Genomic DNA, 25,902 nt, shown 5'->3' with positions numbered 1-25,902 from the left:
ATTCTAACTCTCAATTATGACATTTTTATGAAATCAAAATGCGCTATCACGGCTCTTAAGCTGATAATAACGACGTAAACGCATAGCCAACAAATTTAAACTACCAATAATAAACAATAAAACTAGGGCGATGGCATAAACTCTCGGCTCAGCAGCGTCAGCATTAGAACTGTGTAAACCCACATCATAAATATGAAATCCTAAACTCATTATTTGTTGTTCAATATGAATGAAGGGCCATTCGGTACTCACAGGTAAGGTGGGGGCATATTTTACCACCCCAACAAAAATCAGCGGGGCAACTTCTCCGGCAGCACGAGAAATAGCTAACACAATACCGGTGATCATTGCCGGCCGAGCAGCAGGTAATATCAACTTACGCAATACTTCAGCTTTGGTAGCACCAAGCGCGTGCCCACCTAGCCTTAGCGACTGCGGGATCCTAGCCAGCCCCTCTTCCGTAGCAACAATCACGACGGGCAATGTTAATAATGCCAGAGTCAATGACACCCAAATTAGACCGGGCGAACCAAAGGTTGGCTGAGGTAATTTTTCAGCATAAAACAGTTGATCAATGCTGCCACCTAACACATACACAAAAAAACCTAAACCAAAAACCCCAAATACGATGGAGGGTACGCCAGCAAGATTATGTACACTAAGGCGAACAAAACGAACCAGACGACTATCTTTAGCATATTCATGTAAATAAACGCCCGCCATAATGCCTATTGGCGCAACTAAGACTGCCATCAACATGACTGACACAACGGTACCAACAACTGCAGGCAAAATCCCTCCGGCACTGTTTGCATCACGCGGTTCACTGATTAAAAATTGCCACCCTTGCTGCCAAAAAGTTCGCAGTCGAGCAACCCAGTTGAGCTGGTTTGACATGATGATAATATCAATATCATTGTCAGTTATCCGTAATAGCTTGCCAGAACTCAATTGCAATTCGAGTTCAGTAGTACCTTGAGTAATAACGGTGCCAAATATATCGCCCAGCACTTTATGACGAACTAAAGCCAATTCTTGCGGATAGTGCAAATCACTTATCTGCTGTTGCCAGTACCAACGAAATGTTGGTACTGCAGTACCGCTATAACCTTGTTTTAGTAAGATCCGCACGCCATCGCTTTGCGGCGAGTAACCGGCAGCAGCAAGTTGCTGCGTGGTCAACTGTTGGCGACTGACAATCTCCCCACTAACAACAATGCTCTGCTCTGCCTCCTGATACCGAAATTGCACCAGCTCTGATGGCCAAAACAAATTTAAGCCACGGCTAAGCATTAAGAGCGAAAGTAAACACAGCAAGAGTAAGATAAACACGGTTGCCAGCGCAGCAAAACATTGTAATACTCGGCCTTGCACTAAATTCTGCACCATTAATCTAACCCCTTTAAACGTTTTCTTAATCGCTGTCGAATTAAGTCAGCCAAGGTGTTGCAGGTAAAAGTAAAGATAAAAAGTAGAATTGCCACTAAAAACAGTACCCGATAGTGACTGCTATTTACAGCGGCTTCTGGAAGTTCTATCGCTAGAGTGGCGGTTAAGCTACGTAGTCCTTCAAAAAGATTAAAATTGGTAATAGGGTTATTGCCAGTCGCCATTAACAGAATCATGGTTTCCCCCATTGCTCTGCTTAACCCAAGTATAATGGCCGCTAAGATCCCTGGCGCCGCCACAGGCAGCATAATACGTTGGATGATTTGCCATTGATTAGCTCCTAACGCATTTGCACCGAGTGTCAGCTGCTTAGGGATTTGCATTAGCGCATCGTAGCTGACACTAAAAATTATTGGCAAAACTGCAAACCCCATGGCCAAGCCTACAACCAACGCATTGCGCTGCTGGTAATCAACCCCTTGCTCATTCAACCAAAATCTAAAACCGTGCTCAAACCATAGGGAGTCAACCAGTCCCCCTAAGCAAAAAGCTATAGCTGTGCTTAGGAATAATAAAAGCAATACCCATACTAAAATAAGCTTACTGTCGGTCCTTGGCTGTAAAAAATTCGGTAAGCTCAGCCAATATCTAGCGAAAAGCAATATAACCATGGGAGTAATACAGATAAAAAGGATAAAAACGAGCAGGTGTTGCTCTAATGCTGGCGCCAACCAAATTGCCGCTAAAAACCCAATAATCACGGTTGGAAACAGCGCGATAAGCTCGATCAAATTGGCTAAACGGCTGCGCAAAGGTTCTGTCAGATAACACACACAATAGATTGCCGCCAAGATAGCTAACGGTACAGCCACTAACAGGGCGTAAAAGGCGGCTTTTAAGGTGCCGATGGTTAAAGGAATTAAGGAATACTTTCCTTGGTAATATTCAGCACCACCACTAGTTTGCCAAACATACTCAGGTTGCTGCCAACTTTCATACCAAACCTTTTGCCATAGTGTACGCCATGAAATTTCCGGATGTGTATTTTGCAAGGACAAAAACATGAGTGGCTCATTTTGCTTTAGTAACCACAGCTGATTATTGGCAATATTAAACCTAATCTCATCCGGCATTATGGCTAAAGCGTGATTATTTGATAACGATGTTTGCCACAACGGTTTAGTTAAGGTGCTATAAAATATACTTAGCGTACCTTTAGCATCGAGCACAGCAAAGCCACTACGCCCATGTTCCGGACTTACGCTAACAATCGCAGCGGTTTGGGGCTGAAAAGGTTTAACCCAACTTAATCGAACATTTCCCTGCTTATCTGCTAATAAAAACCACTGTTTTAACTGACCACTGCTGTCACCAGTAAGTAAGCTTTGCTGTCCTGATAACCAAGTCAGCGTGGTTAACTCAACAGTTCTATCCGTTAAGGATAAGCGCTGCTGGCAGCCGTTTTTTGCTTGCCTAATAGCAATCAAGCACGCTTCACCATTCTGTTTCGCCATAATCACATAGTGCTGTAAGGCATCTTGTACATGAAAGTCAGCGTCAAAACCGACTGTCTTTGACAGGGCTTGCAAAGCAGCAGGCAACATTATCTCCTCTTGTTTTATCATAGGAATGATAAGATTAGTCTGCTGCACCATTTCATTCGCAGGGAGCGGCTTAAGTTCTGCACTCACGGGTTTAAATAGTGGAAGAACCTCCGACATCAAATAAAGAAATATTGCCAGTAATGCCACTATAACCGTGATGCCGGCCAGCGAAATCATGGCATACCAAAGTCTATCTAAAAGAAATCTTTTTTTAGCACGACTTTGCCGTATTTTGGCATCGGGGAACTGACTCGTTGGCAATACATCTTGCTCGCTTTTTTTCATAAACCGAGCTCCGAGCTAATTTGCTCAATTAATGTATCAGGTATTGGCACTAAGCCATCGTTTAGCAATAACTGCTGGCCACGAGGAGATAAAATAAAGCGTAAAAACTCGCGTTCAGCGACGGGCAGTGCTTGCTCGGGTACTTTATTGATATAAATATATAGTAAACGCGCTAAAGGGTAAGCGCCCGAAAGCGCATTTTCAGCCGTAGGTAACAAGGCGGCAGAGGCATTATCTTTACTTACAGCCAGCATTTTCACACCTGCAATTTGCTGACCTACCCCAGAATAACCTAAGGCATTGATACTTAAACTTACGGCCCTTACCACTGCTGCTGCACCCGGTAACTGTTCAACCCTATTTTGAAAATCATCGTTACATAAGGCTTTTTGCCGAAAAAAAGCATAAGTCCCTGACGCTGGGTTACGCCCGTAGACTGATAATGGACGGTTATACCACACTCCTGATAACCCTAAGTCTCCCCATTTTTTGATCGGTTCTCGAAAAGTACAACGACGGTTTTGCGCGTAAATTCCCTCTAATGCTGTCATACTAATCTGCTGTAACGGATTATCTTGATGAACATAAAGCGCCAGCATATCAAGTGCCACAGGCACTGCAAAAGCTGCATAACCAAACCGATTACGAAAGCGCTGTTGTTCAGCCATAATCATAGGCCGACTCATCGGGCCAAAGCTGGCTGTCCCTTCCACTAAAGCAACAGGAGCAGTGGCCGAACCGCTACTTTGAATTTGAATGTTGAATTGTGGATGTTTTGCCACAAACTCGCGACGCCATAACATCATCATATTATGTAAGGTATCAGAACCAGCGCTGGATAAAGTACCGGTTAGTGGTGGCGTCAAAACAGCAGCACCTGTATGTTGATCCTCGGCATAAATATTATAAAGGGCTACAGGCTGTGTTTCCGCGCTAACACTTTGCAGCATCAGAATATACACAACGACACCCAGCACGCCAATGCGGCTAAATTGCATGGTTTAACTATCCAAAAACAGAGATGAGCTGATAACAGAATACTTATGATAACGCAGCCATATGACAGCGCCTAGCTTGTGTTGATCTTTGTTAATCTTTTTTGGAATAAAAATCATTTGCTACTTCAAAAACCTTTGGTTAACGCTACACTCTAAGGTATAAATTAACTACGTTGACCCAGTTGGCAAGTTTGATAAGGAAAGCCAGAATGAAGCAGTTGGTGCTTACCATTATTGGTAAAGATAAAGCAGGTTTAGTAAAGCAATTAGCAAAAGTGATTAATGAGCATAACGGTAATTGGATGGCCAGTAATTTAAGCCACCTTGCCGGTTATTTTGCCGGTATAGTACAAATCGAAGTAGCCGAACCTGATTTAGGCAACCTCACAGCGGCGTTGCAACAACTCACGGATCTCGAGATTAAAGTACAACTTGGCGAACAATCAGAGTTAGACAAATCACAACAACTGCGTTTTGTGATCACAGGGAATGACCGCCCAGGTATCGTCAGAGAGCTTTCAACAGTGCTAAGTCATAAGGGGGCAAATATTATCTCCTTTGAGAGTCACAAACAAAGCGCACCCAATTGGGGAGTGCCGCTATTCCACGCCGACGCTACAGTGCAACTCCCGGCAGGATTGAACCGTGACGATGTGACACAAGCGTTAGAAGCTATCGCTACTGATATCGTCGTTGATCTAGAGTAAACCGAGCTAAGGGCGATGCTGTCATCGCCCTGTCATAAAAATGACATAGAGTGCTTTGCAGGCAGTGAGCAGGAGCAACCTTAATGGAACAGCAAAACACCGCAACATCGTTATCCGAGTTTCCTTTATACCCACGTGAATTGAGCTGGCTGGCCTTTAATGGCAGAGTGTTGCAAGAAGCAGCGGATACCCGCAACCCGCCGATTGAACGCTTACGTTTTCTTGGAATTTACTCGAATAATTTAGACGAATTTTTTCGCGTTCGGGTAGCAGACGTAAAACGCCGGATTTTACTCAAAAAATATCAAACTTGGGAGCATGAAGACGCTGAGTTATTGCTTATTGAAATACAAAACCAAGTCTTACAGCTCGGAAAACAATTCAACAAGATTTATCTGGATATTCAGTTAGAGCTGCGTAAACACAATATTGAATTGATTGACGACAGCAAGATCACCGAGTTACAAGCAAGCTGGGTGAAAAACTTCTTCAATGCGCAAGTAAAAAAACATATTTCACCGATTATTCTCTCCAGTACAGATGCCTCTCTTGGCAAAATTTTAGAAGATAACACTACCTATTTAATGGTAGAAATGACTGGGCAGCATAAACCAGAGTACGCTATTGTGCAGGTGCCGACTGATGAAGTCTCTCGTTTTATTGAACTGCCACTGCATTTAAATACTCGTAAGAAAAATGGCCATTACCGGCGACAAATCATCTTACTAGATGACATCATTACCCATTGCATTACCGATCTCTTTAAAGGCTTTTTTGAATTTGAAAACATTTGTGCGTTTTCATTAAAACTGACACGCGATGCCGAATATAATATCAGCGATACCCTCGATCAGAGTTTAATTGATAAGATGTCAAAGGGGATCCGGCAGCGTTTAAAATCAGAGCCTACCCGCTTGGTTTATGATGCGGCTATGCCAGAACAAATGCTAAAAGTCCTCACTAAGCAACTTGGCACTAGTTCTGTCGATGCACTAATCGCAGGTACCCGTTATCGTAATTTTAAGGATTTTATCGGCTTCCCAAATTTAGGGCATCAAAGTATGGAGTTTACTCCGTTACCGCCATTGCCTAGTGTCGATTTTGAACAACATCCGACAACTTTTGATGCGATCCGTAATAGTGATATTTTGCTCTACTATCCTTATCACAGTTTTGGCTACTTTACTGAGTGGGTGCGCCAGGCATCGTTTGACCCCAAGGTTACCCATATTAAAATTACCATGTATCGTGTCGCTAAACATTCAAGGGTGATCCATTCCTTACTTGATGCCGTGCGTAATGGTAAAAAAGTCACCGTGGTGGTTGAACTGAAAGCCCGCTTTGATGAAGAAAATAACATTAATTGGGCCAGACGGATGACGGATGCCGGTATTGAAGTTATTTTTGGTCAAACGACCTTAAAAATTCACTCTAAAATTTGTTTAATTACCCGCCAAGAAAAGGGCAAAGCAGTCCGTTACGGTCATATTGGCACGGGCAACTTTAACGAAAAAACAGCGCGTATTTATACGGACATGAGCTTGTTCACTTGCCATCCGGAAATTACCGCAGAAATTGAACAAGTATTCGAATTTATCCAATACTCCTATCGGCCTTTCGTATTTAAGCACTTGATCGTATCTCCAACCTGGAGTAGACCGAAACTACAGCAACTGATCCAGCGTGAAATTGACTTTGCAACAAGTGGCAGGAAAGCTGAGATATTTTTAAAAGTGAATAACTTAGTAGATGAAGATATTGTACAGCTACTCTACAAAGCCAGCCAGGCCGGAGTCAAGATCCGCATGATCATACGCGGCATGTGTTCTTTAGTCCCCGGCATACCGGGAAAAAGCCAAAATATTAAAGTGATTAGTATTTTAGATCGCTTTTTAGAACATGCTCGGGTGTATGTCTTCAGTAACGGTGGGGATACCGATGTTTACATCTCCTCCGCAGACTGGATGACACGCAATATTGATCAACGCGTAGAAGTGGGTGTACCCATATTTGACGCAAAAATTAAGCAAACAGTCATAAGTACTTTGGATATTCAGTGGCGTGATAATGTTAAAGCCCGTAATATTGATGCTCAACAAAGTAATTCTTACGTGAAACGCGGCAATAAACGAAATATTCGCTCACAACAGAGCATTTATGATTTATTTGCCGCACAAGCACAACTTTTATTGCAACAGGCTGAACAAGAGCTTTGACTACACACATAACACAAGAATCCAGCGCGGCACCTTACATTGCCGCAGTCGACCTCGGCTCGAACAGCTTTCATATGGTGATTGCCAGAGTTGTTAAAGGAGATATTCAGCTGCTGCACCGCGAAAAACAAAAGGTGCAGCTTGCTGAAGGTTTGAATGATGAGCTGGTATTGAGTGAAGAGGCGATAGAAAGAGGTTTGCAGGTTCTTCGGCAGTTTGCTGATACGCTGCAGCCCTTCGCGCCACAATCGGTACGTGTTATCGCGACCTACACTTTACGTCGAGCTAAAAACTCAGCGACCTTTTTACGGCGAGCAAAAACGCTGTTTCCGTTCCCGATTGAGGTGATCTCTGGACAAGAGGAAGCGCGCTTTATTTACCAAGGTGTCGCACATTTTGAACATTTCAGTGGCCGACGTCTGGTGATCGATATTGGTGGTGGTAGTACTGAATTTGCTATTGGCGAAGCGGCGCAACCCCTGCGCTTAAGTAGCCGTAATATGGGTTGCGTAAGTTATGGCAAAAGCCATTTCTCGCAAGGAAAAATCTCTTCTAGACGTTTCTATCGCGCAATTATTCAAGCAGAACAAGAGCTTGAACCTATTGTTAGTAGCTTTAGAAGTACAGGTTGGCAACAGGTTGTTGGCACCTCAGGTACAATAAAAACCATTCGCGACATTATCACGAGCTTTGGTTGGTCTAATGGCAGTATTGAACTGCCGCACTTACTGAAATTACGCGATTATCTGTTGCAGTATGAACAATGCCAACAACTGGACATACCTGGGCTGTCTGAAGATCGTAAGTTGTTACTCTGCTCAGGCTTAAGTATCTTAATTGCAGCTTTTCAGATGTTGCATATTGAGCAATTGATTTATATCGATGCTGCATTGCGCGAAGGCGTGCTATACGAAATGAGCGATCGTATGCAGCATTTGGATATACGCGAACAAACGATGCAAAGCTTAGTAACACGTTATGATATCGACCAAGCTCAGGCACAACGAGTGCGTACCACAGCACTTACCTTGTTTGAACAAGTAAAAGCGTCTTGGCAGTTAGACGATGAGGATGCGTTATTACTTGGTTTTGCTGCTACCGTGTTTGAAATTGGCTTGCACATTAACTCATCTGGTGTACAAAAACATTCTGCTTATATCTTACAAAACGCAAATTTACCCGGATTTAATCAGGAACAACAAAATCTGCTGGCTTGCTTAGTGCGATTTCATCGGCGGAAAATCCGCGCGGATGAAATTCCGTATTTCAGTCTGTATGAGATCCCTGTCGTGATTAATTTACTGGTCTTACTAAGAATGGCGGTTTTACTTAACCAAAAACGCCGTGACGATTTTATCCCGCCTTTAGTTGCTCAAGCAGGAGTCCAGCAATTGCATTTGCAATTAGCGCCAGAATGGTTAGCTCAGCAAACTGTGCTAAGTGCTGATTTACAACAAGAACAAAAGTTATTGAAGAAAATTGCTTTTAAATTGGAGATCCCTGCTTTGCAAGATCTTATGAGTTTGGGAGAAACAGTCCATACGCCTTAACAGCTCTAGGTTAAATAAGCCGCTAGCAAAACACCGTCTTATTTAACCTTAAATTTTGCTCTTTTCTTTGGCGCTTGTGCGCCAAGTACCAATTCAGGTGGTAAAGCAAAGGAAAAGGTACTGCCCTTGCCTGGTTCAGAAAAGATTAATAATTGGCTATTATGATGAGATAAAACATGCTTCACGATAGCCAGCCCCAAGCCTGTGCCACCGGTATTGCGAGCCCGAGCTTGATCTACCCGATAAAAACGCTCAGTTAATCTTTTCACGTGATGTGCTGCGATCCCCTCACCGTTATCGCTTACCGTAAATACGGCTTTTTGGTGTTCGCGCTGCCAACTAACATTAATTTCACCGCCTGCGGGCGTATATTTGATCGCATTGGTGACTAAATTCGAAAATGCACTGCGTAACTCGTCTTGCGCACCTGTTACGCGTAAATCCTGATCGATATTGAAACTAAGTTTATGTTGTTTTTCACGATTTAAGGTTTCTGCCTCTTGAGCTATCAGGCTTAACATGGCTGGCACATCGACTTCCTGCTCAAATTGCACACGAGCAGAGGCCTCAATCCGCGACAGAGTCAGCAGCTGTTGCACTAACGCATCCATACGGCGAGTTTGCTCCAACATCACTGGGTGAGCTTTTTGCCAGATGGCATGCGAAGGTTGACTATCGCTATCCATCACCTCTAAGTAGCCTTGTAACACCGTCAATGGCGTGCGCAGTTCATGCGAAACATTAGCGACAAAATCTTTGCGGATCTGCTCTAATTGTTTTAGCTGCGTGATATCTCTGACGATTAATAAAAACTGCGCCTTACCGTACGGCATCATTTTGCATTCCAACATAACGCTGGAAGAGGTAGGCGACATAACTTCTAAAGGTTGTTGAAAATTCTGCTGTTGCAGGTATTGATGAAACTCTGGCGAACGAATCAGATTGTCAATACGCTGCCCTTCATCTGTCGGCCAACGTAAGCCTACCAGCAGCTGAGCAAGTTTATTACACCAGATAATGCTCCAGTCCTCACTCAATACAACGACAGCTTCAGGTAAAGCTTCAGCACCATCACGAAAGCGACGAACAAGGGTTCGTAACTCTTTACGCTTGCGACGCTCACGGCGCTGTTGAAAATAAATCCCATCAAAAATTTGCTGCCAGCTGCCATCACCCGCTGGTGGCGTAAGTTTACGATCACGCCATAACCACTTATCCAGCAAAAAGATATGCTTGTACTGCCACCACAAATGTCCAAAACTAAGCAGCAGTAAAACTAATAACATCTTGCCGAACAGCAAACCCAAAAAAGCCGCCAAACCATAAATTAAGAGTACTTTGGCCAGCAGGCTTTTCTTGGATAAGAGTAAACGCATTAGCGACTACTTAGCAGAAAAACGGTAGCCAGAACCTCGCACCGTTTGCACCAAGCGGTCATGTCCTGCAGGTGAGATCGCTTTACGTAAACGGCGGATGTGTACGTCAACAGTTCGGTCTTCCACATAAACATTGGTTCCCCAAACATGATCCAGTAATTGTTCACGACTATAAACCCGCTCAGGGTGAGTCATAAAGAAATGTAGCAATCTAAACTCGGTAGGTCCCATATCTAATGGCTGCTCTTCGGCGGTCACCCGATGTGATACCGGATCGAGTTTCAAACCTTGCACCTCTATCACATCATCCAAACTGGTAGGGGCTACACGGCGAATCACCGCTTTAATCCGTGCCATCAGCTCTTTGGGCGAAAATGGCTTGGTCACATAATCGTCTGCGCCCACTTCCAAACCACGCACTTTATCTTCTTCTTCACCACGGGCAGTGATCATTATAATCGGGATATTGCGGGTTAGCTCATGTTGCTTCATCTTTTTAGCAATTTGAATACCGCTACCACCTGGTAACATCCAATCTAACAGCACTAAATCCGGATAGGGTTCAACCAGATTACTAATAGCGGCATCAAAATCTTCAGCGACACTGGCCTGATAACCATTTTGTTCCAACACAAAACAGAGCATATCACGGATGGGGGCTTCATCTTCAACAACCAGAATTCTTCTCGACATAGCTTGCTACCATATTAACTATCTATGCGCTAATTATGCTTTCATAATATGACATTTTTATGAAATAAAACAGTTAACTTATTATTTTCAGTATAGAAACTAATAAAATTATTTAACCGACTTATCACTCAAAAATTAAATAACTAAATGAAATATGAAATAATAAAGCCCCGCAAGCGGGGCTTTATACTTAACAACAGGTTACAACAAAAACTTAGAAACTGTACTGGATGCCTAATGATAAACCGCTGCTATCTTCACCACGTACTGCCGCTAATTGTGTATCACGACCACCAGCAGAAACACGGAAAGCTGCAGCATCATCATTAGAGGTAATACCATAAGCAACATATAAGGTTAAATCTTTACCAAGACGACGGTCAGCACCGATAACCAACATTGAAGCACCTGAATCCGCGGCATCGTTGTCATCCGCGACATAATACTGGCCACGTAAAGTGGTGGCACCCATTTTATAGCTAGCACCTAAACCATAAACATTACGATCGCCGCCAGGTACATCGCTCGCGCTTTGGAACATGCCAGAAACACGGAAATCTGAAGTGACGTCAAAGTAAGCACCTAAACGCAAGGCATTAGGATCTAAGTCATTCTGACCTTCAAAAGTTTCATAAGCGATTGCGGCATAGAAACCTTTTACTTCATAGCTTAAAGCCATACTGTAAGATTCACGGACGTTATCTGCGGTTGCGCCATTAGTGTTATGTGGTGTGTAGTGCACATCAAACACAAAATTACCGAACTTAGGTGTACGGTAATGCACGCCATTTTTATAACGCTCATCGAAAACGTTACCGATGTTAGCATTGGTGCTACCAGAGGTAGAAGTACGAGTCAGGTTACGGATGTCACCGATACGGTCACCGAACATATCCACTTTACCACGTACCGCTTTTAATGGCGTGTCAAACTGACCTAAACGCAGCGTACCGAAACTACCACGTAAACCCACAAAAGAATCGCGAGAAGCCCAGTTACCTGCGCCTTCATCAAAACGAATGTTTTGTTCGATTTGTACAAATGCTTCTAAACCGCCTTCAATCTCAGTTTTAGCACGAAAACCTAAACGGCTTGAGTTACTTGATACGTTAGTACCACTGTCTACGCCATTGTCTAAGGCATCAACTGATAAATGTGCACGGCCATAAATTTCAACATCAGCAGCTAAAGCCGGTAAAGCAAATGCTGAACTTAGTGCAGCTGCAACTAAACTAACTTTGATCGTTTTCATGAGGATTCTCCAGATAATATTTTTTATAAATGTAACTTCTATTCTTAACTTTAATTATCGCCTTTAAAAATTTCAGTTTAATTGCTTTTTTTTTAAACTTTTATGACAACCGGCGACTTCTTAATTGCGTATTCTGAAAAAAAGGCCGGAAATACCGACCTTTATCTCAAATAACCTTCAATCGTTTTAACCGTAGCGTCCGGTAATGTAATCTTCAGTTTTCTTCTGTTGCGGATTGGTAAAGACATCATTGGTGACACCCAACTCAATCAAATTCCCCAAGTGGAAGAAAGCCGTTCTGTCTGAAACCCGCGCCGCTTGTTGCATATTGTGGGTTACAATAACGATGGTAAAGTTTTGTTTTAATTCAGCAATCAGCTCTTCAATAATAGAGGTAGCGATTGGATCAAGCGCTGAACAGGGCTCATCCATTAAAATCACTTCTGGGCTTACCGCTATGGTACGTGCAATACATAAGCGTTGCTGCTGACCACCCGATAAACCCGTACCAGGTTGATTTAAACGATCCTTAACTTCTTCCCATAAACCCGCACGACGTAAACTTGATTCTACCACGTCATCTAAATCAGATTTCTTACTGGCCAAGCCATGTAATTTAGGGCCGTAAGCAATATTGTCATAAATAGACTTTGGAAACGGGTTGGGCTTTTGAAACACCATACCGACCTGAGCACGTAGCTGCACTACATCTAATGACGGGTGATAAATATCTTTACCATCCAAAGCAATTTGGCCGGTGACTCTACAAATATCAATCGTATCGTTCATGCGGTTTAAGCAACGTAAAAAAGTCGACTTACCGCAACCTGATGGACCGATAAAGGCAATCACCTCATTTTCCATAATATCCATATCGATACCATGGATCGCCTGATTGTCACCGTAAAACACTTTGGCATCGCGGGTAGTCATTTTTACCTTGGCCGCATTGTCTATAACTGTACTTTCACTCATTGTCTTGTCCTATAATCAAAATATGGGATGGTTGCCAGCCAAGGCAGCTTACCAGCGCACTTCATACCGCTTACGTAACCAAATTGCTAAGCTATTTAGTGACAGCATTAGTGCCAATAATACAATAATGGCCGCAGATGTTCTGGCTTCAAAGAAATTACGCAGTTCATTCCCCTGCCATAAATATATTTGTACCGGTAAAGCGGTAGATTGCTCCATAGCACTGCTGGGTATTGAAGCAACAAATGACTTCATACCAATTAATAATAACGGTGCTGATTCACCTAAAGCCTGTGCTACACCGATAATAGAGCCGGTTAAAATACCTGGGATAGCCAGCGGTAATACATGATGGAATACTGCCTGACTCTTAGAGGCCCCCAAACCCAACGCCGCTTGACGAATCGAAGGAGGAATGGCTTTTAACGTAGAGCGGGTAGCGATAATAACGGTAGGGAGCGTCATTAAGGTTAACACCAAGCCACCCACAACCGGAGCTGATATAGGCAAATTAAACCAACCGATAAAAATAGAAGCACCTAACAAACCAAATACAATTGAAGGCACTGCGGCTAGGTTATTGATATTAACTTCAACAATATCAGTGATTTTATTCTTTGGTGCAAACTCTTCTAAATACACGGCGGCGGCAACACCCATTGGAACAGCGAGTACGATCACCACGAGCATCATATACAAAGAACCCATAAAGGCACCAGCCAGACCGGCAGAGGCCAAGGAACTACGAGAGTCTGCATTCATAAACAAGGCAAAGCTAAAGCGATTTTGGATAACACCCTGCTCTTTAAGCATCTCTACCCATTCACGAACTTTCGGGCTTAATTGTTGCTGCGCATCACTGAGTGTTCTATCGATATTGCCCTTTAACCAGACATCGATATTGGCATCAGTTAGTAAAAATAAAGATTGCGTTGTGCCGATAATACTGGGATCGGCTATCACCAAATCACGAATAGCAAAACGCTCACCCGAGGTCACAATTCGCTGTAAATCCCGGCGATGCTGACTTGCATCAGGAATGACTTTTTCTAAACCTGCTACAATTAAGCGGTTAAAGTTAACCATACCTACCGATGAACGCCATTCCAGATCACGCTGCCGAAATTCATTATCGCTTTCGTCAGCTAACTGCACTGGTTTTTCTGCTATTTTCACAATTGCAGGGTCGAAATAGATATCTAACTTAATAGCATGCTGCCAAAACGCAGGTAAACCTTTTGAAAAAATATTTAAAAATAACAACACTACCAACATAAGGCTGATCGAAACCGCAGTAATACCCGCGTTACGAAACAGCTTTTCCTGACGATGGCGCTTTTTTAAAGAGTCCACCACCTGCTGTTGTACTTTGCTTCTGGTCGTCTCTTTAGCTTTAAGGTTTTTCACTTCAGTAGTCATTTTTATTACTCGTATTGTTCACGGTATTTACGCACGATCACCAAGGCAACCACATTGAGCAGTAGCGTAATAACAAATAAGGTAAGACCGAGGGCAAAAGCCACTAATGATTGCGGACTAGCAAAGTCGTTATCACCCGTTAACTGGTTAACAATAGTAACCGTCACCGTTGATACTGCTTCAAAAGGGTTAGCGGTAAGAGCGGGGCTGTTACCGGCGGCAAGCACCACAATCATCGTTTCGCCAATAGCACGACTGACCGCCAACAAAATCGCACCAACAATGCCGGGTAAGGCTGCGGGCAATACGACTTTACGAATCGTTTCTGATTTCGTTGCTCCCAAGCCTAAAGAGCCGTCACGTAGAGCTTTTGGCACCTGAGTCAAAATGTCGTCTGACAAGGAGGAGATAAAAGGAATAAGCATTATACCCATTACCACCCCTGCGGTAAGTGCCGATGTAGCTCGGATAGTAAGCCCCAGCATAGCCCCCAAATCCGCAAGAAATGGGCCCACTGTTACCAGTGCAAAGAAACCGTAAACAATCGTTGGGATACCGGCTAACACCTCAATTATAGGTTTTACTGTAGTACGCACTTTACTCGGGGCATATTCCGCCATATAAATCGCGACCATTAAACCCAAAGGAATAGCCACTAACATAGCAATAAAGGCAACTAACATAGTACCAGAGAGTAAAGGTAATAAACCAAAACTACCTTGACTACCTGTTAAAGAACCTTCCGCCACCCCAACTGTGGAGAAACGAGGATTCCACGTCGTACCAAAAAAGAAATCACTCGGTTTAATAAACGTAAAAAACTTTAGCGTTTCACCAACCATCGATAATACGATACCAATGGTGGTAAGAATTGCTGCGGTTGAACATAGTAGCAACAGGCCCATCATAACTTTTTCAACTTGATGGCGAGCACGTAAAGATGGCTGAATCTTCTTAAAACTTACCAGTAAGCCAACAGACGCCACAATAAGCATCAGAGCGGTGAGCATCAACGCGCTTTTTTGTTTTAAAGCCTGCAGATAATTTGCAGCGTCTAATTCCCACGGGGCTGCCTCTGCTACAATACCAAAGTTAGTGGCTAAATTACTAATTCGACGCATTATGTTAGCGGCTTGTTCAGCGTCAGGCACATACTCAGCTGGTATAGAAGCCAACACCATACTTTGAATAATAGAAGGGGAAATCCAATTCCAAAGTAGCATTATAAACAACGGCGGTAACACCGCCCACAACCCAACCATCATCCCGTAGTGATGCGGTCGAGAATGCATAATCGCACTATTGTTGCCACCGGCCAGTTTACGGCTGCGTACCATACCAAATTGGTAGGCAACTGCCATTAGCACCAGCAACATCAAAATTAATGAAAAATTGTTCATCAGTACTCCGCTACTGAACATATGGATATTAGTATTATGTTAACCCTAAAAGATTTCACTTTTATGACAGAGCAGCGACAGGTTGCAAGGGTTTAAGCATAGAAGCTATCTATTTCTTTATCACGCTATTACAAAGTAAAAAAGCCACCCGCAGGTGGCTTTAATTAACATCAGAATTTATAGCGCCTTTTTGTTGCGGATATTATTTAGAACATCAGTACGTTCTGCATCAGATAACGGAATCAAACCCGCCGCTTCTAATGGGCTACCAACACCAGATGTACCTTCAGAAACAAAGTACTCAGCGAACTCTTGTAAACCTGGAATTACACCAAGATGCTCACCTTTAACATAGAAAAACAGTGGGCGAGAAACAGGATAGGTACCAGCAATAATATTATCAACAGTAGGAACTACACCGCCTACAGTAGCAACTTTAATACGGTCACGGTTTGATTCATAGAAACTTAAACCAAATACACCTACAGCATCTTTTTGGGCTTGTAAACGAGCTAAGGTTTCAGTGTAATCACCGGCAATTTCAACTACGCGACCGTCAGTACGCATAGCTAAACAGAAATTATTCTGATCGCCTGATGGCATAGCTTTAACTTCTGGTAAGGTTTTACAACCGTCTAAAATCACTTTTTCTTCGTAAACTTCACGAGTACCATGGTTAGAACCTGGAATAGCTAACAGAATAGCTTGATCTGGTAATGATTTGTCGATTTGTGACCAACGGGTGTATGGGTTAGCAACCATTTGGCCATTTTGCGGCACTTGTGCGGCTTGCGCTAAAAATACATGCACAGGATCTAAAGCAAAAGTGCCCGCATCGATACGTGAGGCAAATACGATACCGTCATAACCAATTTTTACTTCAATAACTTGATTAACACCATTGGCCTTACAGGCTTCTACTTCTGCAGGACGAATTTGACGAGATGAGTTTGCAACATCAATAGTGTTAGTACCTACACCTTGACAGAACTGACGCAATCCACCTGAAGAACCACCTGAACCAACTACAGGTGTTTTGAACTGAGCAAAGTTATTACCAAATTCTTCAGCAGCAATTGAAGAGAATGGCAATACTGTTGATGAACCAGCGACTTGAATAGTATCACGGGTTGCTTGAGCTGATACAGTGAAGCTTAATGAAACAGCAGTTGCTAGCGCTAATTTTGTTAATGTTTTAACTTTCATTTTTTGTTCCTCAAAAGAGTAATTTAAATCAGTTTTAATTCAACACCCTTAGTGTGCTTGCGTTTTATTTCAACAATATGACAAGGGCGATTTTTTATTTAGATCTTTTCAAGTCGATTATTTAATTGACCCGAAATTGCTGCCAACCTGCATTTAACTGGGCGGCAACAGCTGATAATTGTTCGCTAGCCTGGGCTGAACTTGCAGCGCCATCATGTAACTGCTGGCTGGCACTTCTGAGTTCTGCAATGCCATTGATAAAACGATCGCTGACATGCTGTTGTTCTACTGTCGCTTGCGCAATTTGTTGGTTAAAAGCTGCCAGTTGCATCACTTCGTTAGCAATATCACGGAATACTTGCTCAGTGCTCCTAGCATGCTCAACACTGCTCTCTACCTGCTCTGTCGCTTGCTCAATGGCGGCTACAGCATGATTGGCTTGAGCTTGCAAAGTGCTAATCATTTGCCTGATCGATTCTGTCGCGGCCTTGGTATTGCCAGATAAGGTTCTTACTTCATCAGCCACAACCGAAAAACCGCGGCCAGCTTCACCCGCGCGCGCAGCTTCAATAGCCGCGTTTAACGCCAGTAAGTTGGTTTGCTCTGAAATTTTACCAATGACTTCTAATACACCAGAGATCTTGGTGGAATCTTGTTGCAAGGTGCTGATAATGCTGCTGGCTTGCACCATTTTCTTTTCCAATAGCTCTGTGCTTTGCATATTGTGGCTGGTGACTTGCGTGCCTTGCTGACACATTTGTTGCGCAGCAGCGGCGGTATTCAGTGCCGATTCGGTATCGGTATTCACCTGACGGACTGCAGCAGACATTTCCTCAACGGCTAAAGATAATTGATCTGCCTGCGTGGCCTGAAGCCCTGCTCCCGCATTCACTTGCTCACTCACCTGCTGTACATGACTCGCTTGATGCGTTAATAATTGCGAGCTTGCGCCAAGTTGAGTTAATACCGTTGCAAAACGCTGCAACATTTTGTTAAGCGCTCTTGCCGCCTCAGCGATTTCATCACGACCACGCTCATCCGCCCTGAGTGTTAAATCGGCCTGCTGCTCTAAGGTAAGAAGAAGATCGCGTAACCCTTTCAGAGGCAGATTAACAGCGCGACGGGTTTGCCATATCAGAAATAACACCAATAGGGTTAAGGCGATACCACCAAACACATAAAACTGCACCATCATCTGGGTAAACTTTTCTGCTTTGTCTCGCACAGATGCAGCGGTGGCAATCTGTTGCTGTATAAATTGCTCTGCCAGTTCAGCAAAAGGCGTTATTTTTAAAGTGACTTCGTTACTAATCGTTGATTCATTTAATATTCTTATAAGAAGTGCATCTGTACCAGCATAGCTTATCCATTCCTGATAATGCTTTATCGCCTGGCTAAAAGCCTTATCTAAAGCGGCATAGGCTGCTTCATCTTCAGGCGAATTTACCACGCGCTTCTGCGTAAAAACCTGCCAATCTTGTTCAGCGGCAGCAAGTAATGCAGACACACTTTCCACTGTAGCTTCCGCAGAAGCCCAACCGGTACGATATTGCTGTAAAACTGCCAGACCTTGTTGTTGCAACACTTTTTGCGGTCGCATGATTTCAGCCAAAATAGCCAAATGTTCATTATATAACTGATGGAAAAGCCGATCTTTTGCACTTGCAGCCCAAAAACTACCGACTAACACTGCCAGCAACAACACCAAGGGAATCAACCCAAGAAAAACCACCCGATTGGCAATGGTTAATGTCAATTTCATCGCTTCACCTACAAGTATCTTAGCCTAGTTTGCACAGTAGCAACTATTTATGTACTTTTTATGACAGCTGTATTTGCTCCTTTCGCAGTGGCTTTAGATGAACGTGACGAGTTAACATGGTAAGCTTAAAAAAGACTCTTAACTATGAATCAGTTATGGCAATAACCTTTATTGAATCTGCCGCGCTAGCGCCATTACAGCAGTTAAAACAATTTCGAAATTATCGTTGGGGTTTGATTTTTGCTGAAACGCTAGTAGCGCTCTTAGCCTGGTTATTCAACTTCCCTATTCTGAATCCGCATTTGATTATCTCTTTATTGATGCTGCATGCGATTAGCAACACGGTAATGTACTGGATCCCTAGACCAGAGAACTATACTAAACAGCTGGTGGCCTTAAGTTGTGTCATGGATTTACTGCTGCTCACGTTATTTCTTGCCTTTAGTGGTGGCGCGAATAATGGTTTTGTTTCAATTTTATTGTTACCCGTGGCGACTGCGGCAGTGTTACTAAGCCCAGCCAGTGCCTTTTTACATAGCACACTAGCCATACTTTGCTATAGCCTGTTACTTTTACCACAAGCCGTAATACCGGTGCTGCATGCCAACCATATAAGCACACCATTACACAACTTCAGCGCTGAGCTATGGGGACAATATGCCTTTAATACTCATTTACTGCAGATGTGGGCCGCTTTTAGTTTTTCGGTTGTGCTCGTTAGCTGGTTTGTGAGTAATCAAGCGAAGTTAATTCGTCGCCAAGCAGAACGTCTTGGGCTATTTCAACAACAACAGGTGCAGCAGGAGCAGTTGCTTGCGCTTTCCAGCTATGCCTCCAATGCCGCACATCAACTGGCCACCCCTATTCAAAATATTAGCTTACTGGCTACTGAATTAGCCAGCTTTCATACAGAGGATCAAGCACTGCTTGATTTAAAGCATGAAACAGATCGCTGTCAAAACATTGTACAAGAACTTCGACTTAACGCTCAGCAGCTGCGCCAACAACAGTTTGAACCCATACCAATAACCAAGGTGATTGAACAAACCTTAGCAAGTTGGTTAGTCAGCAGATCGGATATTACGCTTGAGCAACAACATAAAGAGGATGGGAGCAGCTGCTTATTAACTGAGAGCCGCAGTTTTGCTGCAGCCTTAATGAATATCCTAGATAACGCCGCAGATGCCAGTAGTCAAAATGATCAGCCCAGATTACAAGTTTTCAGTCATGTTAATCGAGGTCAATTTTGCTTAACCATTCGCGATTTTGGTGAAGGGTTATCTGCCCAGCGTTTAAAGGAACTTGGAAAAGTGCCACAGCCCAGCGAGCAAGGTTTCGGTATTGGGCAATTTTTAGCCAATATTACTATCGAACGTTTAGGTGGCAGCGTCGTTCGGCGCTTACATAAAGCAGGCGGCGTAGAAACGGAGATCCGCTACCCAATTAGACAGAGTGAGGACGTTCAAAAAACTAATGTCAGTTTTAGCTAACACCCAGTAAACCAGCAAGCTGCTGCCATCGATAATATAGGGGTTACCGACATGGTTAATTATGATATTTGCCTGGTAGATGACGATGAGATTTTACTTAGAACACTGGCCAGGCGCTTAACCCAACAAGGCTTTACTGTCACTACTTTACTTGGCCCAGTGACGGAGACCGCACTGCTGATGACAACAGCAGCATGCTACTTAATTGATTTGCGCATTGCGGAGCAATCTGGCCTTAGTTTGATCGCACCATTACGGCAAGCCTATCCTGCTTGTCGCATTGTAATGCTTACCGGCTTTGCCAGTATCGCCACTGCCGTGCAAGCCGTTAAACTAGGCGCAGATGACTATTTAACTAAACCGATTGATTTCTCGGTTCTATTACAAAGCCTGCAGCTCTCCGCTGCTAGTAGCAGTAAAATAGCAGCCGAAGACAGCTCATTATTAACCCCCGACCAATTAGAATGGGAGCATATTCAGCGTACACTGGAGCAGTATGCTGGCAATATTTCGCATACTGCACGTGCGCTGGGGATGCATCGACGAACATTACAACGCAAACTCTTGAAGAAAAGACCAGAAAAACGTGCTGAGGATAGCCAAGATGGGGTCAATTAACCCTAACGCGGTTGTAGTGAACAAGGGAAGCTTGCAGCATATTAAGCAAGGTTAAAGTCGAGCAAGCCGACTCTAACCTTATAAGTCGGTTAAACCTTCTTCACCCAGGCTGCACACCACCCTTCAGCGGCCACAACTTTACCTGGGAAAATTGCACATGGACGCCAAGCTTGGCCATCTTCGCCTTGGATCAGATTACAGTTGGCGCAATTCTGGCCTTCTTTCTCTGATTTATGCGTGTATTTCATCGCCGCTGCCAGTGGATCATCCAGCTTAAGTTGCTCAGCAGCAAAAGCTCGTAGGCTTACACCACCCGCGGTTAACCCTATTACTGCACCGGCAGAAATCTTAAAAAAACTACGTCTATTAATATTATTCATTGTGTATCTCCTGCATTGTCGCCTTTTATAATACTTAAGATCCCTCGTTGTGGATTTGATAAGCATCAAGGTTACTTGCAAAGCTTCGACAATCGAAGCAAGCTAAAGTGAACCCGGCAGCAGTAATAATACGCTAAAAACGCAGAAATGGATGCTGTTGCACTGCGACAAAAAGTCGCACTTTAGTCTAAAAGAAAACCCCAGTGCTGGACTGGGGTTTTGAGAAAGATAAAACAAGTTATATAACTTGAGTTTTATGCCCTACTGGCACGTTTACGATCATTTTCAGTTAAATGACGCTTACGGATACGGATAGACTTAGGAGTTACTTCAACCAGCTCGTCATCGTCAATAAACTCGAGTGCTTGTTCCAACGTATAACGAATCGGAGGCACTAAGTTAATCGCTTCATCAGTGCCGGATGCACGGACGTTAGTCAGCTGTTTACCTTTTAAGCAGTTAACGGTTAAGTCGTTGCTACGGCTATGAATACCAATAACCTGACCTTCGTACACTTCTTCAGCGTGACCAATAAACATCCGGCCGCGTTCTTGCAGAGAGAAAATAGCGTAACCCGCTGCTTTACCCATGGCATTGGAAATTAGTACACCGTTGGTACGCTGACCGATAGTGCCACCTTTATGTTCGCCATAATGCGAGAAGCTGTTGTACATCAAACCTGTACCCGAGGTTAACGTCATAAACTCGGTACGGAAACCAATTAAACCACGGCTTGGCATTAAGAAATCCATACGGATCCGACCTTTACCATCTGGCTGCATATCGGTCATTTCGGCTTTACGCTCGCCCATCTTTTCCATGATGGCGCCTTGATGCTGTTCTTCAACATCAATAGTCACGTTTTCCATTGGCTCCATTTTCACGCCATCGACCACTTTCATGATAACTTCTGGACGAGAAACGGCTAATTCAAAACCTTCACGACGCATATTTTCAATTAATACACCTAAGTGTAATTCACCACGGCCTGACACTTTGAACTTGTCACCGTCTTCAGTTTCTTGTACGCGTAATGCTACGTTGTGTTTTAGCTCGTTAGTTAAACGCTCTAAAATCTGCCGTGAAGTTACAAACTTACCTTCTTTACCGGCGAACGGCGAAGTATTAACCTGGAAAGTCATCGTTACTGTCGGTTCGTCTACCTGCAGCGCGGGTAAGGCCTCAACTTTGGTTGTTGAACATATAGTGTCTGAAATTTTCAGCTCACCTAAACCCGTGAACGCAACGATATCACCGGCAGACGCTTCTTGCGTTTCAATACGTTCAAGGCCTAAGTAGCCAAAAACCTGACCAACTTTACCATTACGCTTAGTGCCATCTGCACCCACGATAGTGACTTGCTGGTTTGGCTTTAAAGAACCACGCTTAATACGGCCAATACCAATAATACCTAAGTAGCTAGAATAATCTAACTGAGATACCTGTAACTGCGTTTCACCATCTACTTCTACAGCAGGTGGCGCAACATAATCGACAATAGCTTTAAATAAATCAGTAATATCGTCTTTCTTTACGTCAGCTTCTAGCGAAGCCCAACCATTTAAGCCTGAGGCGTAAACAATAGGAAAGTCTAATTGCTCGTCAGTCGCACCTAAGTTGTCGAATAAATCAAAAACCTGATCGATAACCCAATTAACCCGGGCGCCTGGTTTATCCACTTTATTGATAACCACAATCGGCTTTAAACCGTGGGCAAAAGCTTTTTGCGTTACAAAGCGCGTCTGCGGCATCGGACCTTCTACAGCATCCACTAATAGCAATACAGAGTCAGCCATAGACAATACCCGCTCTACTTCACCGCCAAAATCGGCGTGACCGGGAGTATCCAGAATATTGATTTGATAACCGTTCCAACGCACAGAGGTATTCTTTGCTAGGATAGTAATACCCCGCTCAGACTCTTGGGCATTCGAGTCCATCACCCGCTCTTGCATCTTAGCGCGCGAATCAAAAGTACCAGATTGTTGTAATAGTTTATCAACCATGGTGGTTTTACCGTGGTCAACGTGGGCAATGATTGCGATATTACGCAGTTTGTCTAAAGATGAAGCCGTGACGCTCATGTAAATGTATCCTCTGTGGCACTAGATGACCATAATGACCACCAGGCTAACGCGATTTTTAAACTAAAGGGCGCATATTCTACTCTTTTTTTTCAGCGAAAGAAAAATTCCGTGCAAGCTTTTGCGGTTTTTTTTTCAAATCGACGCTTTTAAGCTAAACTCATCTGCACCAGATGAAGCACCAATATAATGCAGTTGCGCACCAATCTGGTGCAAAGCATTACAGGCAAGGTCTCGATAAAAAATTAACCCTTTTAATAATAGACACTTAAAACATTGGCATAGTAATAGCATCTAGTAGAGCAACCAACCGAATAAATGCCCAAATTGGGTCACTTGGAGGAATGCATGTCTGTAGAAAACGTTCTTAAACTTATCAAAGAAAATGACGTGAAGTTTGTTGATTTCCGCTTTACGGATACTAAAGGTAAAGAGCAACACGTTAGTGTGCCTGTTAGCCAAATCTCTGAAGATACCTTCGAAGACGGTAAAATGTTCGACGGTTCTTCAATTGCCGGCTGGAAAGGGATCAATGATTCAGACATGATCTTACTCCCTGATGCATCAAGCGCTGTGTTAGATCCTTTCTTTGAAGAAACCACCTTAAACATTACTTGTGATGTTATCGAACCCAGCACTATGCAAGGTTATGACCGCGATCCGCGTTCTATTGCTAAGCGTGCAGAAGAATACTTAAAGTCTACGGGTATTGCCGACACCGTGTTGTTTGGCCCAGAACCAGAGTTTTTTATGTTTGATGATGTCCGTTTCCATACGGATATGTCAGGTTCATTCTTCAAATTAAACTCAACTGAAGCTGCATGGAATTCTGGTACAACTTATGAAGACGGCAACAAAGGTCATCGTCCTGGCGTGAAAGGCGGTTATTTCCCATTACCACCAGTAGATTCAGGTCATGATATCCGTAGTGCTATGTGTATGGTACTGGAAGAAATGGGCCAGGTTGTCGAAGCTCACCACCACGAAGTTGCTACAGCCGGCCAAAACGAAATTGCTACTCGTTTCAATACCTTAACCAAGAAAGCCGATGAAGTTCAGCAATTAAAATATGTTATTCATAACGTAGCCCATTTATACGGTAAAACCGTAACCTTTATGCCAAAACCACTGGTTGGCGATAACGGTTCTGGTATGCACTGTCACCAATCATTGGCAAAAGACGGGGTAAACCTGTTTGCCGGTGATAAATATGCTGGTTTATCTGAATTAGCGCTGTACTACATTGGCGGTATTATTAAACATGCAAAAGCGATTAACGCTTTTACCAACCCATCAACTAACTCTTACAAGCGTTTAGTGCCGCATTTCGAAGCACCTGTTATGCTGGCGTATTCTGCTCGTAACCGCTCAGCGTCAATCCGTATTCCATTGGTGCCGAGTGCCAAGGCGCGTCGTATTGAGTGTCGCTTCCCAGATCCAGCGGCTAACCCATACTTAGCCTTTACTGCTCAGTTAATGGCAGGCTTAGACGGAATCATCAATAAGATTCACCCTGGTGATGCGATGGATAAAGATCTGTATGACTTACCTGCTGAAGAAGCTGCAAGTATTCCTCAGGTAGCCACCTCTTTAGACGAAGCGCTAAATGAGTTAGACAAAAATCGTGCAATCTTTACGCAAGGTGGCGTAATGTCTGATGGTATGATTGATGCCTACATTGCCATTAAACGCGCTGAAGCACGCAAAGTGTCAATGGCTGTTCACCCACTTGAGTTCGAACTGTATTACAGCGTTTAATTTAACGCACTGATATATATACTCTAGTAATTAAAATGCTGGAGATAAAATTAAAATAAAAGCTCACTTCGGTGAGCTTTTTTTGTAGAAAAGTTACTAATTACCAGCTAAAGTTAACACAACGTCAGGACGACTTACTTAAGGATTCATCAGCTGATGAGACTGCTCTGGTTAATTTTTATTGTGCAACTCTTTGTTTTATTTCCGGCTACAGTCTCTGCGCAGGAAAAAAAAATCTATGTTAGCCGGGATGCTAATGGTGTATTAGTTTTTTCTGATAGCCCAACGCCAGGCTCAGAAGAAGTGAGTTTTAAGGTTAAACCAAACCTAATGGAAGCAACAGAAGTCAGGTTTCCAGAGAGAAAAGCGCCAACACCAGAAACTTATAATGTTGAAATCCTGCAACCAGAACACCAAGGCACGGTCCGAGACAACACGGGCTCTGTTTATATCTCAGGTAGAATCACACCACGTTTTCAACGTGGCTTTCGCGTCAGACTCCTCCTTAATGGCATGCCACATGGCGACCCTAAAAGTAGCACAGCCTTTGTGCTGAGAGATATTGAGCGTGGTGAGCATACCCTTCAACTTCAATTGCTTGATCAAAGCGGCAAGCTAATTGCAACAAGTCAGATAACGACTTTCTATTTACATAGAGCAAGCTTAATTAGACCAAAATAGTGCATAGCAAGTGAAATTCTGCTTTTTGCGGGATACACTGGCTTCCTTAAGCACCATTT

Annotated in this window: 20 protein-coding genes; 7 read left to right on the top strand and 13 right to left on the bottom strand. The window is 43.4% G+C overall.

The genetic code is table 11. The features are described from left to right. Positions 1–33 precede the first annotated feature (33 nt). From pstA (ACO1PK_RS10020) to ACO1PK_RS10010, 3 genes are read right to left on the bottom strand one after another with little or no spacing between them, the layout of a single operon-like run. Positions 34–1,389: a phosphate ABC transporter permease PstA gene (pstA, locus tag ACO1PK_RS10020; RefSeq protein ID WP_423185495.1), complete on the bottom strand. Its 1,356-nt coding sequence runs from the start codon at positions 1,387–1,389 to the stop codon at positions 34–36. Continuing rightward, positions 1,389–3,278 (bottom strand): ABC transporter permease subunit, encoded by a 1,890-nt coding sequence (locus ACO1PK_RS10015; RefSeq protein ID WP_423185494.1) that lies wholly within the window; start codon positions 3,276–3,278, stop codon positions 1,389–1,391. Before ACO1PK_RS10015 ends, pstA (ACO1PK_RS10020) begins: the two co-directional genes overlap by 1 nt. Beyond that, positions 3,275–4,276: a PstS family phosphate ABC transporter substrate-binding protein gene (locus ACO1PK_RS10010; RefSeq protein WP_423185493.1), complete on the bottom strand. Its 1,002-nt coding sequence runs from the start codon at positions 4,274–4,276 to the stop codon at positions 3,275–3,277. The genes ACO1PK_RS10015 and ACO1PK_RS10010 overlap by 4 nt, the downstream gene beginning before the upstream one ends. Before the next feature lie 209 nt (positions 4,277–4,485). Between ACO1PK_RS10010 and ACO1PK_RS10005 the strand changes: the two genes are divergently transcribed. The 3 genes from ACO1PK_RS10005 to ACO1PK_RS09995 all read left to right on the top strand — a co-directional run bounded on the left by ACO1PK_RS10005 (position 4,486) and on the right by ACO1PK_RS09995 (position 8,749). Further along, positions 4,486–4,983, top strand: a complete 498-nt coding sequence (locus ACO1PK_RS10005; protein WP_423185492.1) for a glycine cleavage system protein R — start codon at positions 4,486–4,488, stop codon at positions 4,981–4,983. Between the two features lie 83 nt (positions 4,984–5,066). Next, positions 5,067–7,199: a polyphosphate kinase 1 gene (ppk1, locus tag ACO1PK_RS10000; protein WP_423185491.1), complete on the top strand. Its 2,133-nt coding sequence runs from the start codon at positions 5,067–5,069 to the stop codon at positions 7,197–7,199. Between the two features lie 74 nt (positions 7,200–7,273). Continuing rightward, positions 7,274–8,749: an exopolyphosphatase gene (locus tag ACO1PK_RS09995; protein ID WP_423188200.1), complete on the top strand. Its 1,476-nt coding sequence runs from the start codon at positions 7,274–7,276 to the stop codon at positions 8,747–8,749. 38 nt (positions 8,750–8,787) lie between these two features. Here the strand turns inward: ACO1PK_RS09995 and phoR are convergent, their stop codons facing one another. The 8 genes from phoR to ACO1PK_RS09955 form a co-directional block, all read right to left on the bottom strand. Next, complete coding sequence (gene phoR, locus ACO1PK_RS09990) at positions 8,788–10,125, bottom strand: phosphate regulon sensor histidine kinase PhoR (RefSeq protein ID WP_423185490.1); 1,338 nt, start codon at positions 10,123–10,125, stop codon at positions 8,788–8,790. A 6-nt stretch (positions 10,126–10,131) separates the two neighbouring features. After that, positions 10,132–10,818, bottom strand: coding sequence for a phosphate regulon transcriptional regulator PhoB (phoB, locus tag ACO1PK_RS09985; protein WP_423185489.1), 687 nt, complete (start codon positions 10,816–10,818; stop codon positions 10,132–10,134). Positions 10,819–11,032: 214 nt separating this feature from the next. Continuing rightward, a complete protein-coding gene (locus ACO1PK_RS09980; protein WP_423185488.1) occupies positions 11,033–12,070 on the bottom strand; it encodes a porin in 1,038 nt (345 codons plus the stop codon). Between the two features lie 186 nt (positions 12,071–12,256). Continuing rightward, positions 12,257–13,045 carry a phosphate ABC transporter ATP-binding protein PstB gene (gene pstB, locus ACO1PK_RS09975; protein WP_423185487.1) on the bottom strand — a complete coding sequence of 263 codons (789 nt, stop codon included), beginning with the start codon at positions 13,043–13,045 and terminating at the stop codon, positions 12,257–12,259. 48 nt (positions 13,046–13,093) lie between these two features. Beyond that, complete coding sequence (gene pstA, locus ACO1PK_RS09970) at positions 13,094–14,464, bottom strand: phosphate ABC transporter permease PstA (protein ID WP_423185486.1); 1,371 nt, start codon at positions 14,462–14,464, stop codon at positions 13,094–13,096. Between the two features lie 5 nt (positions 14,465–14,469). Beyond that, a complete protein-coding gene (gene pstC / locus ACO1PK_RS09965; RefSeq protein WP_423185485.1) occupies positions 14,470–15,864 on the bottom strand; it encodes a phosphate ABC transporter permease subunit PstC in 1,395 nt (464 codons plus the stop codon). A 177-nt stretch (positions 15,865–16,041) separates the two neighbouring features. Next, complete coding sequence (locus ACO1PK_RS09960; RefSeq protein ID WP_423185484.1) at positions 16,042–17,070, bottom strand: substrate-binding domain-containing protein; 1,029 nt, start codon at positions 17,068–17,070, stop codon at positions 16,042–16,044. Between the two features lie 121 nt (positions 17,071–17,191). Continuing rightward, positions 17,192–18,832, bottom strand: a complete 1,641-nt coding sequence (locus ACO1PK_RS09955; RefSeq protein WP_423185483.1) for a methyl-accepting chemotaxis protein — start codon at positions 18,830–18,832, stop codon at positions 17,192–17,194. A 155-nt stretch (positions 18,833–18,987) separates the two neighbouring features. Here ACO1PK_RS09955 and ACO1PK_RS09950 point away from each other — a divergent pair, with 155 nt between their 5' ends. Then, entirely contained in the window at positions 18,988–20,322 is a 1,335-nt protein-coding gene (locus ACO1PK_RS09950) for a sensor histidine kinase (RefSeq protein WP_423185482.1), read from the top strand. A gap of 51 nt (positions 20,323–20,373) precedes the next feature. Then, positions 20,374–20,940, top strand: coding sequence for a response regulator transcription factor (locus tag ACO1PK_RS09945; protein WP_423185481.1), 567 nt, complete (start codon positions 20,374–20,376; stop codon positions 20,938–20,940). Positions 20,941–21,029: 89 nt separating this feature from the next. Here ACO1PK_RS09945 and ACO1PK_RS09940 read toward each other — a convergent pair whose 3' ends face one another. After that, positions 21,030–21,320 (bottom strand): high-potential iron-sulfur protein, encoded by a 291-nt coding sequence (locus tag ACO1PK_RS09940; RefSeq protein WP_423185480.1) that lies wholly within the window; start codon positions 21,318–21,320, stop codon positions 21,030–21,032. 254 nt (positions 21,321–21,574) lie between these two features. Next, positions 21,575–23,404 carry a translational GTPase TypA gene (typA, locus tag ACO1PK_RS09935; RefSeq protein WP_423185479.1) on the bottom strand — a complete coding sequence of 610 codons (1,830 nt, stop codon included), beginning with the start codon at positions 23,402–23,404 and terminating at the stop codon, positions 21,575–21,577. 348 nt (positions 23,405–23,752) lie between these two features. On the opposite strand from typA, the gene glnA reads away from it, so the two are divergent. Next, positions 23,753–25,162: a glutamate--ammonia ligase gene (gene glnA / locus ACO1PK_RS09930; protein WP_423185478.1), complete on the top strand. Its 1,410-nt coding sequence runs from the start codon at positions 23,753–23,755 to the stop codon at positions 25,160–25,162. Between the two features lie 156 nt (positions 25,163–25,318). Beyond that, positions 25,319–25,843: a DUF4124 domain-containing protein gene (locus tag ACO1PK_RS09925; RefSeq protein WP_423185477.1), complete on the top strand. Its 525-nt coding sequence runs from the start codon at positions 25,319–25,321 to the stop codon at positions 25,841–25,843. The last annotated feature ends 59 nt before the right edge of the window (positions 25,844–25,902 follow it).

The organism is Alishewanella sp. d11, assembly GCF_049390205.1.
Classification (GTDB): domain Bacteria; phylum Pseudomonadota; class Gammaproteobacteria; order Enterobacterales; family Alteromonadaceae; genus Alishewanella.
Note: the sequence above shows the minus strand (reverse complement) of the source record. Positions and strands in the feature narration are given on the sequence as shown.

Excerpts from the sequence above, each read along its gene's own strand:
- ACO1PK_RS09955 (WP_423185483.1), bottom strand. The coding sequence starts at position 18,832 with ATGAAATTGACATTAACCATTGCCAATCGGGTGGTTTTTCTTGGGTTG.
- ACO1PK_RS09940 (WP_423185480.1), bottom strand. The coding sequence starts at position 21,320 with ATGAATAATATTAATAGACGTAGTTTTTTTAAGATTTCTGCCGGTGCA.
- pstA (WP_423185495.1), bottom strand. The coding sequence starts at position 1,389 with ATGGTGCAGAATTTAGTGCAAGGCCGAGTATTACAATGTTTTGCTGCG.
- ACO1PK_RS10015 (WP_423185494.1), bottom strand. The coding sequence starts at position 3,278 with ATGAAAAAAAGCGAGCAAGATGTATTGCCAACGAGTCAGTTCCCCGAT.
- ACO1PK_RS10010 (WP_423185493.1), bottom strand. The coding sequence starts at position 4,276 with ATGCAATTTAGCCGCATTGGCGTGCTGGGTGTCGTTGTGTATATTCTG.
- phoR (WP_423185490.1), bottom strand. The coding sequence starts at position 10,125 with ATGCGTTTACTCTTATCCAAGAAAAGCCTGCTGGCCAAAGTACTCTTA.
- ACO1PK_RS09925 (WP_423185477.1), top strand. The coding sequence starts at position 25,319 with ATGAGACTGCTCTGGTTAATTTTTATTGTGCAACTCTTTGTTTTATTT.
- pstB (WP_423185487.1), bottom strand. The coding sequence starts at position 13,045 with ATGAGTGAAAGTACAGTTATAGACAATGCGGCCAAGGTAAAAATGACT.
- pstC (WP_423185485.1), bottom strand. The coding sequence starts at position 15,864 with ATGAACAATTTTTCATTAATTTTGATGTTGCTGGTGCTAATGGCAGTT.
- ACO1PK_RS09995 (WP_423188200.1), top strand. The coding sequence starts at position 7,274 with ATGGTGATTGCCAGAGTTGTTAAAGGAGATATTCAGCTGCTGCACCGC.
- glnA (WP_423185478.1), top strand. The coding sequence starts at position 23,753 with ATGTCTGTAGAAAACGTTCTTAAACTTATCAAAGAAAATGACGTGAAG.
- ACO1PK_RS09950 (WP_423185482.1), top strand. The coding sequence starts at position 18,988 with ATGGCAATAACCTTTATTGAATCTGCCGCGCTAGCGCCATTACAGCAG.
- ppk1 (WP_423185491.1), top strand. The coding sequence starts at position 5,067 with ATGGAACAGCAAAACACCGCAACATCGTTATCCGAGTTTCCTTTATAC.
- typA (WP_423185479.1), bottom strand. The coding sequence starts at position 23,404 with ATGAGCGTCACGGCTTCATCTTTAGACAAACTGCGTAATATCGCAATC.
- ACO1PK_RS09980 (WP_423185488.1), bottom strand. The coding sequence starts at position 12,070 with ATGAAAACGATCAAAGTTAGTTTAGTTGCAGCTGCACTAAGTTCAGCA.
- pstA (WP_423185486.1), bottom strand. The coding sequence starts at position 14,464 with ATGACTACTGAAGTGAAAAACCTTAAAGCTAAAGAGACGACCAGAAGC.
- phoB (WP_423185489.1), bottom strand. The coding sequence starts at position 10,818 with ATGTCGAGAAGAATTCTGGTTGTTGAAGATGAAGCCCCCATCCGTGAT.
- ACO1PK_RS09945 (WP_423185481.1), top strand. The coding sequence starts at position 20,374 with ATGGTTAATTATGATATTTGCCTGGTAGATGACGATGAGATTTTACTT.
- ACO1PK_RS09960 (WP_423185484.1), bottom strand. The coding sequence starts at position 17,070 with ATGAAAGTTAAAACATTAACAAAATTAGCGCTAGCAACTGCTGTTTCA.
- ACO1PK_RS10005 (WP_423185492.1), top strand. The coding sequence starts at position 4,486 with ATGAAGCAGTTGGTGCTTACCATTATTGGTAAAGATAAAGCAGGTTTA.